This window comes from Vibrio sp. La 4.2.2, assembly GCF_027586995.1.
GTDB lineage: Bacteria > Pseudomonadota > Gammaproteobacteria > Enterobacterales > Vibrionaceae > Vibrio > Vibrio mediterranei.
The window spans coordinates 106,506-118,168 of sequence record NZ_JAPPTJ010000009.1 but is presented as its reverse complement, the minus strand read 5'-3'; the positions used below and the strand labels follow the sequence as shown (position 1 = coordinate 118,168).

Annotated in this window: 11 protein-coding genes and 1 other RNA gene; 6 read left to right on the top strand and 6 right to left on the bottom strand. The window is 44.2% G+C overall.

All coding sequences use genetic code 11. From position 1 onward, the window contains the following. Positions 1-2 precede the first annotated feature (2 nt). Positions 3-369, bottom strand: a transfer-messenger RNA (tmRNA) gene (gene ssrA / locus OH456_RS19680). A 67-nt stretch (positions 370-436) separates the two neighbouring features. Continuing rightward, positions 437-922 (bottom strand): SsrA-binding protein SmpB, encoded by a 486-nt coding sequence (gene smpB / locus OH456_RS19675; protein WP_006072527.1) that lies wholly within the window; start codon positions 920-922, stop codon positions 437-439. Positions 923-1,097: 175 nt separating this feature from the next. Between smpB and OH456_RS19670 the strand changes: the two genes are divergently transcribed. Both OH456_RS19670 and OH456_RS19665 read left to right on the top strand, forming a co-directional pair. Beyond that, positions 1,098-1,538: an SRPBCC family protein gene (locus tag OH456_RS19670; RefSeq protein ID WP_006072526.1), complete on the top strand. Its 441-nt coding sequence runs from the start codon at positions 1,098-1,100 to the stop codon at positions 1,536-1,538. Beyond that, the gene (locus tag OH456_RS19665) at positions 1,528-1,893 is read left to right on the top strand and encodes an RnfH family protein (RefSeq protein ID WP_038227934.1); all 366 of its coding nucleotides are present in this window, start codon (positions 1,528-1,530) and stop codon (positions 1,891-1,893) included. The genes OH456_RS19670 and OH456_RS19665 overlap by 11 nt, the downstream gene beginning before the upstream one ends. Before the next feature lie 58 nt (positions 1,894-1,951). Here the strand turns inward: OH456_RS19665 and bamE are convergent, their stop codons facing one another. The 3 genes from bamE to nadK form a co-directional block, all read right to left on the bottom strand. Continuing rightward, the gene (gene bamE / locus OH456_RS19660; RefSeq protein ID WP_006072521.1) at positions 1,952-2,311 is read right to left on the bottom strand and encodes an outer membrane protein assembly factor BamE; all 360 of its coding nucleotides are present in this window, start codon (positions 2,309-2,311) and stop codon (positions 1,952-1,954) included. A gap of 170 nt (positions 2,312-2,481) precedes the next feature. Then, a complete protein-coding gene (gene recN / locus OH456_RS19655) occupies positions 2,482-4,146 on the bottom strand; it encodes a DNA repair protein RecN (RefSeq protein WP_006072519.1) in 1,665 nt (554 codons plus the stop codon). A gap of 184 nt (positions 4,147-4,330) precedes the next feature. Then, positions 4,331-5,215: an NAD(+) kinase gene (gene nadK / locus OH456_RS19650; protein ID WP_006072517.1), complete on the bottom strand. Its 885-nt coding sequence runs from the start codon at positions 5,213-5,215 to the stop codon at positions 4,331-4,333. A gap of 154 nt (positions 5,216-5,369) precedes the next feature. Here nadK and grpE point away from each other — a divergent pair, with 154 nt between their 5' ends. The 4 genes from grpE (at position 5,370) to dnaJ (ending at position 11,166) form a co-directional block, all read left to right on the top strand. After that, positions 5,370-5,978, top strand: a complete 609-nt coding sequence (gene grpE / locus OH456_RS19645; RefSeq protein ID WP_006072516.1) for a nucleotide exchange factor GrpE — start codon at positions 5,370-5,372, stop codon at positions 5,976-5,978. A 274-nt stretch (positions 5,979-6,252) separates the two neighbouring features. Then, positions 6,253-7,527: a dicarboxylate/amino acid:cation symporter gene (locus OH456_RS19640; RefSeq protein WP_198558204.1), complete on the top strand. Its 1,275-nt coding sequence runs from the start codon at positions 6,253-6,255 to the stop codon at positions 7,525-7,527. 280 nt (positions 7,528-7,807) lie between these two features. Then, on the top strand, positions 7,808-9,721 hold the full coding sequence (gene dnaK, locus OH456_RS19635) for a molecular chaperone DnaK (protein WP_006072514.1): 1,914 nt from the start codon (positions 7,808-7,810) through the stop codon (positions 9,719-9,721). 305 nt (positions 9,722-10,026) lie between these two features. Continuing rightward, the gene (gene dnaJ, locus OH456_RS19630; protein WP_006072513.1) at positions 10,027-11,166 is read left to right on the top strand and encodes a molecular chaperone DnaJ; all 1,140 of its coding nucleotides are present in this window, start codon (positions 10,027-10,029) and stop codon (positions 11,164-11,166) included. 46 nt (positions 11,167-11,212) lie between these two features. Here dnaJ and OH456_RS19625 read toward each other — a convergent pair whose 3' ends face one another. Then, positions 11,213-11,635, bottom strand: coding sequence for a type IV pilin protein (locus tag OH456_RS19625; protein ID WP_270034086.1), 423 nt, complete (start codon positions 11,633-11,635; stop codon positions 11,213-11,215). Between the last annotated feature and the right edge of the window lie 28 nt (positions 11,636-11,663).

The window sequence follows — 11,663 nt, the reverse complement described above, 5'->3', positions numbered from 1 at the left end:
TTTGGTGGAGCTGGCGGGAGTTGAACCCGCGTCCAGAAACCATTCATCATTGGTACTACATGCTTAGTCGATCTTTAATTTCACCACCAACCTGCGAACCGACACGCTAGTTAATGGCTAACCTGAATTATAATTCGCCGTTCATCTCTCAGGTGGGAAAATCCGGGCTAGCGCGTTTGGGTTTGATCTCTCGTTATTCCCCGTCTTACGTGCGGAAGCTAGGGCGAGAGAGCTCTGAGCAGGTTATTAAGCTGCTAGTGCGTAGTTTTCGTCGTTTGCGACTATTTTTTTGCGGCTTTTTACGTGGCCAACCGCCCCACGGCATGCACCTCAGACTGCAAAATTCCTGTCGAATCCTAAATCAGCCCCAAAGTGTTCCTTGCATAGTACCAGAAAAGCTTACGCTGTCTAGCTTTGCAAGTTTAAGTGGTCACTATTAACGCAAATTACTCTTCATAATTCGTGCTTTATCGCGAGCCCAATCTTTTTCTTTAAGATCAGCACGTTTGTCGTGAAGCTTTTTACCTTTCGCAACACCGACTTTGAGTTTCGCCCAAGAGCGAGACCAATAAAGTGCAGTAGCTACTAATGTCATACCGTCACGGTTAACCAAACCAATAAGTTTGTCTAGTTCACGACGGTGCATCAGTAGTTTACGAACGCGAGTCGGTTCAGCCACGATGTGTGTAGATGCTTGGTTAAGTGGAATGATAGACATGCCACTGATGTACGCCTGACCATCACGGATATAGACGTAACTTTCTGCGATATTAGCTTTGCCTTGGCGAAGTGATTTTACTTCCCATCCTTGCAGCTCAATTCCAGATTCAATTTCGTCTTCGATGTGATATTCGTGGCGAACTTTTTTGTTCTGAGCGATGGTATTGCTACCCGCTTTTTTCTTTGAATTCTTCTTTACCATAATGGGGTCATTATAAGGTCTGTTTTTGGATTAAGGAAAGGCTTTTATGTGCTTGATTGATAAATTAGCAACAAGGGTACGTGCTTGATTATGACGAAACGTAAGGTCGAGTAACTTGAGCTAACTCAAGGTAAACAGTAGAATCGGAGGCAGCCTTTTATTTTGAGGAAATTTTATGCAACAAGTGACGCGTTCAGCATTGGTGATGTTTAGTGCTGATCAAATGTTTAACTTGGTCAATGATGTTGACAGTTACCATGAGTTTTTGCCTGGTTGTTCTGGCTCTCGAGTTTTGGAGTTATCGAACTCAGGTATGGTGGCGTCGGTCGATGTATCAAAGGCCGGGATCAGTAAAACCTTTACGACAGCGAATACCTTGGTGCATGGCAGCGAAATTTTCATGGAATTGGTCGATGGTCCATTTAAGATGTTAAAAGGCGTTTGGTCCTTTATTCCTCTTGATGATCAGGCCTGTAAAGTGGAGTTGAAGCTAGAATTTGAATTTTCGAGCAAAATGATTGAATTGGCGTTTGGTAAGATTTTCCACGATGTGACCAGTAATATGGTCAATGCATTTACCAAGCGTGCCAAAGAGGTGTACACCTATGAGTGCTGATAGTCAGCTTATCCATGTCGAAGTGGTGTATGCACTACCTCACGAGCAGCGCGTGTTTCAACTGGTTGTAAATCACGAGTCAACGGTTGAAGAGATCATTCAAAAGTCAGGCGTTTTAGCGGTTTACCCTGAGATTGATCTTGAAAGCAATAAAGTGGGTGTGTTTAGTCGTAATGTTAAGCTGGACGCGACAGTACGAGATAAAGACCGTATTGAAATCTATCGTGCTTTGCTAGCTGACCCGAAAGAAATTCGACGTAAGAGAGCAGAGCAGGCCAAAATGGCTGGAACCGCTGACCCAGTTACTGGTGGAAAACCTGCTGCGCAGAGAAAGTCTGAATCTACATCCAGTTAGTGGTGACGTTTAAAAGACTCAAATAGAAAAGCTCGCTAAATGCGAGCTTTTTTGATGTCTAGTTTAGGCTTTCGTAGAACTGGTCACTGGCTTCATAATCGCCTGAGATACTGGTGAGAGTGCCTGTTGCATCGAAGTTGGCAACCAGATTACGTTGCACTGGATCATCGTGACCTTTCGTTGCATGGTAAATGTAATACCAAGTATTTGGGTAGCCATTTTCAATCAGCATAGGTGAGCCAAGTACGAAACGAACTTGTTCTTTTGTCATGCCGAAACGTAGCTGTTCAACAGCCGTTTGCTCAACAAAGTTACCTTGGTTGATATCGATACGATAAACGATTTTTTCGATCACTGAACATCCTGTCAGCATCGTGAGCGCGAGTGGTAATGCGATCAACCACTTTTTTAATTGCATAGCTTTAATTTACGACTTTGATTTTTGAGACTGCAAAGATAATAAACAAGGATGAAGCAGAAGTAAAAACTTGTCTGTCTTAGATTGTAACTAGAGACGCTATTTTATGAGTTAGCTTACAATCCTTGTTTAAAAAAACAATCCAATGGAACTATCGTGAAGTCCCGCAATCACGCCGCAATTAATAGCTCTTTCGCATTGGCCAGTGTGCTATCGGTAATCTGGCTACCGCCCAGTAACCGCGCTAATTCACTGATGCGTTGTTGTTCGTTTAGCGTCAACATACTGGTCTCTGTTTTGTTGGCTTTGGTAGTTTTCGTAACAAACAGCTGTTGATGGCCATGGCCCGCAACTTGAGGTAAGTGGGTAACGCACAGTACCTGAGTTGATTCTCCGAGCTTACGTAACATTTTGCCTACGACTGCTGCTGTTGGACCACTGATACCCACATCTACTTCGTCAAAGATGAGGCTAGGTGTGTCAACTTTTTGTGCGGTAATGACTTGAATCGCGAGTGAGATTCGAGATAGCTCACCACCAGAGGCTACTTTTGCGATTGGTTGCATTGGTTGACCTGGGTTGGTGGAAACAACGAATACCACGTTATCCATACCTGTTGGTGAAGGATGCTCTTGCTGGAAATCAACGGTAATGGCGAACTTGGCCTTCTCCATGCTCAATTCATGCATGCTTTGTGAGATCAATTTGTTGAGCTCTTTCGCGTAGCGTCCACGAGATTTGCTTAGCTTTTCACATGAGCGGACGTAAGCGTCGAAATGTGCAGAGACTTCTTCCTCCATTGCCGCTAACTTTTCATCGGAGCAGTCCAGTGCTTCAATTTGCCCCAGAAGATCTTGATGATGTTGGTACAGCTCTTCGGGCATCACATGGTGTTTTCGAGCCAGAGACATAATCTTTGAAAAGCGTTCTTCTACATAGGCCATACGTTCAGGGTCAACATCAATCTTATCAAGGTAACTGCGCAGCTCGGTATTAGCCTCCTCTAGCTGAATCATGGCTTCTTCAATCATATTGGGTAGGGCAGTCAATTCGGTGTCTAACTCGGCAAGTTGAACCAGTTTACTGCTCACAGTTTGAAGCATACCTAATGCATTGACTTCTTCACCTTCATAGATGATATCAATGGCTTGCTGACAGGTGATTGCCAACTCTCCGCTATTGGATAGACGTTTATGTTCTTGTTCTAATTCGGGAAACTCTTGTTCGCCAATCGCTAGCTCATTAAGTTCTTTTATTTGGTACTCTAAAAGTTGAAGCTGAGCGAGGTTATTAGCACTGTTTTCTTTTAATTGGGAGAGTGCAATATCGGCACTGCGCCATGCTTGGTATTTATTGCGAACTTGTTGCAATAAATTAGTGTGACCAGCGTATTGATCTAGCAGTGACAATTGGTAATCGCTTTTCATCAACTGGTGATGAGCGTGCTGACCATGGATGTTGATTAGAAGCTGCCCTAGAGATTTTAATTGCGATAACGGAACAGGGCTGCCGTTGATGAAGGCACGCGAACGACCTTCTTTGGTAATGGTGCGTCTTAAAATACATTCAGTGCCATCAAACAAGTCATTATCTTCCAGCCAACGTGTTGCTTGTTGGTTGTTTTCGATAACAAAAGCCGCGGTGACTTCGGTTTTATCTTCACCAGCGCGAACGGCTCCTGCTTCCGCTCTGCCACCTAAGCAAAGTCCTAGTGCATCAATCGCAATCGATTTACCTGCGCCAGTTTCACCGGTGATGGTTGTCATACCTGTACTGAGTTCTAACTGCAGAGATTTTACAATGGCAAAATTATTAACACTTAGATGAGACAGCATTTTTAGTTACCTGTTTAAATGAACATTACTGTATGTAAATTCAGTATATACTGTTTCTTTATACAGTAAAGTTGTACAGGTGTTTTTTTATGTGATTGAACGCACTGTTGTTGAATTTGTCGTCAATGTTAACGCTAGATACGAAAACCCCAGCATTATGTGCTGGGGTTCATCAATATGATTTTTAAAACAATTTGCTTGACCAGCCAAGCTTGTTTCTTAGGACGTGGTAATAGCTATAGTCTTTAGGGTGAATCAGTTTCAGGCGATTCGGGCTTTGGTAAATATGAATCTCGTCACCTGGTGAGACAGGTAAGGAGATTTGCCCGTCACAACTGACTTCTTGAGTGCCTCGGTTATCGGGGGAGACAATCAGCTTAATGCGACAGTTTGCATCGACAACCAAAGGGCGACTAGAGAGAGTGTGAGGAAACATCGGCACCAGCGAAATCGCATTTAGGTTTGCGGACAGAATAGGGCCGCCTCCTGAAAGCGAATAGGCTGTTGAACCCGTTGGTGTAGAAACGATTAGCCCATCAGAGCGTTGGCTAAATGCAAAGGTATCATCTATGTATACCTCAAACTCGATCATATGTGCGACTTGTCCTGGGTGAAGGACTGCTTCGTTGAGAGCGGCATTATGACTCTTTATCTGGCCATGACGGTGAATTTCGGCTTCAAGAAGAAAGCGCTCTTCTTCACGAAATTCCCCTTGAAGTACGGCTTCAAGAGAGGTTTCAAACCCTTCTGGATTTAAATCGGTCAAAAACCCTAAGCTACCTCTATTGACGCCAATAACTGCAACATCGAAGCGCGAGAGAACTCGTGCTGCTCCGAGCATGTTACCGTCACCTCCAACCACAATGGCGAGATCAGCTTCACGTCCAATACGGACTAGGCTAAAAAAGTGTTGTCGTGGGATATCGACGAGAATGTCGATAAGCCGGTCGTCCACCAATACTTTGTAGCCTTTAGAGGTGAGCCAGTGAAACAGTTCTTTATGGGTCTGAACGGCTTTCTGTGCTCTTGGTTTGCCTATGATGGCGATCACCTCAAAGGGTTTTTTCATATCACTTCCAAACTAATAGTGCTTGAATCACAAATCTTCATCCCCATAATATACCCAAAGTATGTATATATGCAGTGTTTGGTATGATTTTGATCCAAGTTTTATGGGCAAGTCATATTCTACATTGCCTTGAATTGAGTATTCCGGAGAAACCATGAGCAACGAAGAAAATAAGGTAAACCAAGAAGAGCTGCACACGCAAGAAGCGGAAGCGAAGCAAGCTGACGCTGATGTAGTTGGTTCTGACGCTGATGTTGAGTGGAACGAAGAATCCGAGCAAGATATTCAAGAATCGAAAATTGCTCAACTAGAAGCAGCTTTGCTAGCGAGTGAATCGAAAGTAAAAGAGCAGCAAGATGCTGTGCTTCGTGCAAAAGCAGACGTTGAGAACATGCGTCGCCGCACAGAACAAGAGATCGATAAAGCACGTAAATATGCACTGAATAAGTTTGCTGAAGAGTTGCTTCCGGTAATTGATAACCTTGAGCGCGCTATCGCTGCTGCTGACACAGAGAATGAAGCGGTAAAACCGATTGTTGAAGGCGTAGAGCTAACTCACAAAACGTTCGTTGATGTGGTAGCTAAATTTGGCTTGAAAGAAATTAACCCTGAAGGTGAAGCGTTCAATCCAGAGCTGCACCAAGCGATGTCTATTCAGGAAAGTGCTGATCATGAACCTAATACCGTAATGTTTGTTATGCAAAAGGGTTACGAGCTAAATGGCCGCGTGATCAGACCAGCTATGGTAATGGTGTCTAAATAACAAGCAAACAGTTAGGGATTGACACTAGAGGTTTATCCCGCTTGTTTTTGATTTATAGAGAAATGAAGCCTTATGGGCTTCATTTTTTTTGGTTATTTATTCTAATAACCTTTGAAAAAATAGGTGATAGTATTTTAAATTTTGGATAACAAAATGTAAAATTAATGCTTTATTTTGAGCTTCAGATCTGTAAGATGCCCTGAGCTTTCTACTAATAAGAAAGTAAATAACTATAAAAACACAGGGACTAAACACAACATTCTGGAGTTTATGAATGAATAAATCACTATCCCAAAAGATCTTTATAGGTCTATTTGCTGGCCTGCTAATTGGTACAGCTATTCAATACTTATTCGCAGGTGTCAGCATTTTTGACCAATACCTACTTGGTTTTGCTGAAGGTGTGGGCGGCATGTTCGTCTCGCTTATCAAACTGCTTGTTGTTCCACTCGTATACGTTTCTATTGTCTGCGGTATCGTAGAACTTAAAGACATCAACTCTTTTGGCCGTTTAGGCGGTAAAACTTTTGCGCTTTATATTCTTAATACTGTAGTCGCTATCACTTTTGCGTTAGCAATCGGTATGATTGTTCAGCCGGGTGCTGGTGCAAACCTTGGTGGTACAGTAGCTCAAGCCGTTGAGATTACGTCAACCACAACACCAGATATCTTCTCAATGATCACTAATATCGTTCCAAGCAATCCAATTCAGGCGTTTGCAAATGGCGATATGCTGCAAATCATCTTCATGGCGATTTTGACAGGTCTTGCCATCCAAGCATTGGATAAGAAGGGCGGTCCTGCTGTGAATGCGTTCAAAGTAGCGAACGACATCATGATGAAGCTCATTGGTCTAGTCATGAGTCTTGCTCCTTATGGTGTGTTTGCTCTAATGATTCAACTAGGTGCAACTCTAGATGCTGGTACGCTAGCTTCAGTGGCAGGTTATGTGGCACTGGTTGTTGGTATCCTTGTGCTTTGGATTTTTGTTGTGTATCCATTAATGGTGGGTGCAACAACCAAGATGACTCCTTCACAGTTTATTCGTGCGACTCGTGAGCAGGTACTGTTCTCACTATCAACAGCAAGTTCGAACGCTACGATTCCAGTAACGATGCGTACTTTGACTGACAAAATTGGTGTGTCTAAATCGGTAGCTGGTTTTGGTGTTCCACTAGGTGCAACGATGAACATGGCAGGAGCGTCTATTTATATTGCTATCGCAACTATTTTTATCGCCAACGCGTTTGGTCAGCCAATTCAAATGAGTGACCTATTTACACTAGGTTTCACAGTTCTACTACTTTCTATTGGTGCTGGTGGTGTTCCTGGTGGCGGCGTTGTCATGATCGGCGTTATCCTGCACCAACTAGGTTTGCCGCCAGAAGGTCTAGCTATTGTTGCCGCGGTTGACCGTATTAATGATATGTTCTGTACAAGTTCTAACGTTGTTGGTGATACTGCAGTGAATACGATTGTAGCGGGCAGCGAAAATGAGCTTGATGTTGAGCAAGGTTCAGAAGCTCAACTTACTGAAAGCCGTGTCTAATCACCTTATTTAACGATTTGCAAAGCGGAGCCTCAAAGGTTCCGCTTTTTTTATGGATATCCATGCTTTCAAAGAGTTAGTTGTCCCTTTTATAGACAGTTTCTAATTTCTTCGGTAAAAAACTTAATTTTTTTTACCTTCCTCCCTTGAAAAGCATTTTGCAGCCCTTATTTAAGGTTCATACATAAAACAAACCTATTGCGAGCGGGTGTATTGCCGGCTCAATGCTCCATACTGGAGCTTGCAAACGAAACAATAGAATTTATTCGGAGATAGCCTGATGGGTAAAATCATTGGTATTGACTTAGGTACTACTAACTCTTGTGTTGCTGTTCTAGATGGCGACAAACCACGCGTAATCGAAAATGCTGAAGGTGAGCGCACAACCGCATCGGTTATCGCTTATACAGACGGCGAAACGCTAGTAGGTCAACCTGCAAAACGTCAAGCAGTTACAAACCCAGAGAACACGCTATTTGCTATTAAGCGTCTAATCGGTCGTCGTTTTGAAGACGAAGAAGTTCAGCGTGATATCGAAATCATGCCTTACAAAATTGTTAAGGCAGACAACGGTGATGCATGGGTAGAAGCAAAAGGCCAACAAATGGCGGCTCCTCAAGTATCTGCTGAAGTACTTAAGAAAATGAAGAAAACTGCTGAAGACTTCCTTGGTGAGGAAGTAACTGGTGCAGTTATCACAGTTCCTGCTTACTTTAACGATGCACAGCGTCAAGCAACTAAAGATGCTGGTCGTATCGCAGGTCTAGAAGTTAAACGTATCATCAACGAACCAACAGCAGCAGCACTTGCTTACGGTCTAGACAAGAAAGGCGGCGACCGCACTATCGCAGTTTACGACCTTGGTGGTGGTACATTCGATATCTCTATCATTGAGATTGACGAAGTTGAAGGCGAGAAGACATTTGAAGTTCTAGCAACTAACGGTGACACGCACCTTGGTGGTGAAGACTTCGATAACCGCATGATCAACTACCTAGTTGAAGAGTTCAAGAAAGAGCAAGGCATCGATCTTAAGAACGACCCTCTAGCAATGCAGCGTGTTAAAGAAGCAGCAGAAAAAGCGAAAATCGAGCTTTCTTCTACTTCTCAAACTGACGTAAACCTACCTTACGTTACTGCGGATGCAACTGGTCCTAAGCACATGAACGTAAAAGTGACTCGTGCGAAACTAGAATCTCTAGTTGAAGACCTAGTACAACGTTCTCTTGAGCCACTAAAAGTTGCTCTAGCTGATGCAGACCTATCAGTAAGCGACATCAACGACGTGATCCTAGTTGGTGGTCAAACTCGTATGCCTATGGTTCAAGCGAAAGTGGCTGAGTTCTTCGGTAAAGAAGCTCGCCGTGACGTGAACCCAGATGAAGCAGTAGCAATGGGTGCTGCAGTTCAAGGTGGTGTACTAGCTGGTGATGTGAAAGACGTACTTCTACTAGACGTTACTCCTCTGTCTCTAGGTATCGAGACTATGGGCGGCGTAATGACTAAGCTAGTTGAGAAGAACACAACTATCCCAACGAAAGCGAACCAAGTTTTCTCTACAGCAGAAGACAACCAGAACGCGGTAACTATCCACGTTCTTCAAGGTGAGCGTAAGCAAGCGATGTACAACAAGTCTCTAGGTCAATTCAACCTAGAAGGCATTCAAGCTGCACCTCGTGGTATGCCTCAAATCGAAGTAACTTTCGACCTAGATGCGGACGGTATCCTACACGTATCTGCGAAAGACAAGTCGACTGGTAAAGAGCAGAAGATCACTATCCAAGCGTCTGGTGGTCTGAGCGATGAAGACATCGAGAAAATGGTTCAAGAAGCAGAAGCTAACAAAGAAGCGGACAAGAAGTTCGAAGAGCTAGCAGCTGCACGTAACCAAGCAGACCAAATGATTCACGGTACTCGTAAGCAAGTAGAAGAAGCTGGTGAAGCGCTACCTGCAGAAGAGAAAGAGAAGATCGAAGCAGCAATCACTGAGCTAGAAGAAGCTCGTAAAGGCGAAGACAAAGAAGCGATTGACGCGAAAGTTCAAGCGCTAATGGCAGCGGCTCAGAAGCTAATGGAAATCGCACAACAGCAAGCTCAAGCACAAGGTGCGGGCGCTGAAGCTGGTGAACAGCCTAAGCAAGACGACGATGTTGTTGATGCTGAGTTCGAAGAAGTAAAAGACGAGAAAAAATAATTTCTCGTCGCTATAAAGCCCAATCTCGGCGTCGGAAATGCTCATTTGCACTTTCTCTATGAAGACTAAGCAAATTGCGCGTTTCCTCCTTGAGCTTGAACTTTATAGCTTAGAGAATTCAGTGAACTGGATTCTCGAAAAGTGATTTATGCGGGCGTTTGGGGTAACCTTTACGCCCGCAAATTTGTAAACAGTGAGTTTACGAGAGTCATGTCGCTCTAGATAAGGACACCAATCTTTATCTAGAACGATACAATCCCCAAACAGCGTCGGGCTGTTTGTCGAAGTAATTGGTAACAAGCAATATGTCAAAACGTGATTTTTACGAAGTATTAGGCGTTGATCGTGACGCATCAGAGCGCGACATCAAGAAGGCGTACAAGCGTCTTGCGATGAAGTATCACCCAGATAGAAACCAGGGTGATGAAGCCGCTGCTGAGAAATTCAAAGAAGTAAAAGAAGCGTACGAAATTCTTACCGAGCCGCAAAAGAAAGCGGCTTACGATCAGTATGGTCATGCAGCCTTTGAACAGGGTGGTATGGGCGGTGGCGGCTTTGGTGGCGCTGGTGCTGATTTTGGTGATATCTTCGGTGATGTATTCGGTGATATCTTTGGCGGTGGTCGCCGTGGTGGTGGGAGTCGTGCACAGCGTGGTGCTGATCTACGTTACAACATGGAACTGTCACTGGAAGAAGCGGTTCGTGGTATCTCTAAGGAGATTGAAGTTCCAACGCTCGTTGAGTGTGAGACTTGTGACGGCAGCGGCGCGAAGAAAGGCTCTTCGCCACAAACTTGTGGTACCTGTCATGGACACGGTCAAGTTCAAATGCGTCAAGGCTTCTTTGCGGTTCAGCAAACCTGTCCTACTTGTCATGGGCAAGGTAAGATCATCAAAGACCCTTGTAATAGCTGTCATGGCCAAGGTCGTATTCAGAAGACTAAGACACTTAATGTTAAGATTCCAGCTGGCGTAGATACCGGCGATCGCATTCGTCTATCTGGCGAAGGTGAAGCGGGAGAGCATGGCGCACCAGCAGGTGATTTGTACGTTCAAGTGCACGTGAAAGAGCATCACATCTTTGAACGTGAAGGCAACAACCTATACTGTGAAGTACCTGTGAGCTTTGCTCAAGCGGCATTAGGCGGCGAAGTGGAAGTACCTACCCTTGATGGTCGTGTAAGCCTTAAAGTGCCAGAAGAAACCCAAACAGGACGCATGTTCCGTATGCGCGGTAAAGGCGTGAAAGGCGTTCGAGGCGGCGGTGTGGGTGACCTTATCGTGAAGCTTGTAGTTGAAACACCAGTTAAGCTAAGTTCCCGTCAAAAAGAGCTACTACGTGAATTTGAAGAGTCATGCGGTGGTGATGCTGCTAATAAGCATAAGCCTAAATCAGAAGGTTTCTTCAATGGCGTTAAAAAGTTCTTTGATGATCTAACAAGTTAAGATTATTCAAACTATTGCTAAAGCTCGCGACCAGTCGCGAGCTTTTTTATTGCCCCCAACACGCTGCAGGGGTGGTCACACCTAAGGCGTTTAATGTCATCGACTTATCATCATCCAGACAGCTATCTTTCGTTTGTTGTTGTGATGATTGAGCCGTTGCCTTAATGATGTAGGCAACGGTGCTGCCAGTAGTTATTTCAAACCGATATCGCGTCGTTTGTGAGTCACAGATCGAACAAGTGCCGGCAGAAACGATTTGTTCGAAATGATAGCCGTTGTCATAGCGGCGTTCTAGTTCGTGTTGAATAGCGAGCATATCGCTCAGCGCTACCATACGATGACTCTTCCTAACTTGTTGCAGGTAACTTGGGTAAGCAATACCTGTGGTCACTGCAAGTATGGCTAAAGTAATAGCAACCTCGACCAAGGTTAAACCACATTGAAGCCTGTTACTTTTATTGCATTTCATTTTTCTCCCTAGCCCTAAATAACTCATT

Coding starts and splice junctions, on each gene's coding strand:
- recN (WP_006072519.1), bottom strand. CDS start 4,146: ATGCTGTCTCATCTAAGTGTTAATAATTTTGCCATTGTAAAATCTCTG.
- OH456_RS19640 (WP_198558204.1), top strand. CDS start 6,253: ATGAATAAATCACTATCCCAAAAGATCTTTATAGGTCTATTTGCTGGC.
- OH456_RS19665 (WP_038227934.1), top strand. CDS start 1,528: ATGAGTGCTGATAGTCAGCTTATCCATGTCGAAGTGGTGTATGCACTA.
- smpB (WP_006072527.1), bottom strand. CDS start 922: ATGGTAAAGAAGAATTCAAAGAAAAAAGCGGGTAGCAATACCATCGCT.
- nadK (WP_006072517.1), bottom strand. CDS start 5,215: ATGAAAAAACCCTTTGAGGTGATCGCCATCATAGGCAAACCAAGAGCA.
- OH456_RS19670 (WP_006072526.1), top strand. CDS start 1,098: ATGCAACAAGTGACGCGTTCAGCATTGGTGATGTTTAGTGCTGATCAA.
- bamE (WP_006072521.1), bottom strand. CDS start 2,311: ATGCAATTAAAAAAGTGGTTGATCGCATTACCACTCGCGCTCACGATG.
- OH456_RS19625 (WP_270034086.1), bottom strand. CDS start 11,635: ATGAAATGCAATAAAAGTAACAGGCTTCAATGTGGTTTAACCTTGGTC.
- dnaJ (WP_006072513.1), top strand. CDS start 10,027: ATGTCAAAACGTGATTTTTACGAAGTATTAGGCGTTGATCGTGACGCA.
- grpE (WP_006072516.1), top strand. CDS start 5,370: ATGAGCAACGAAGAAAATAAGGTAAACCAAGAAGAGCTGCACACGCAA.
- dnaK (WP_006072514.1), top strand. CDS start 7,808: ATGGGTAAAATCATTGGTATTGACTTAGGTACTACTAACTCTTGTGTT.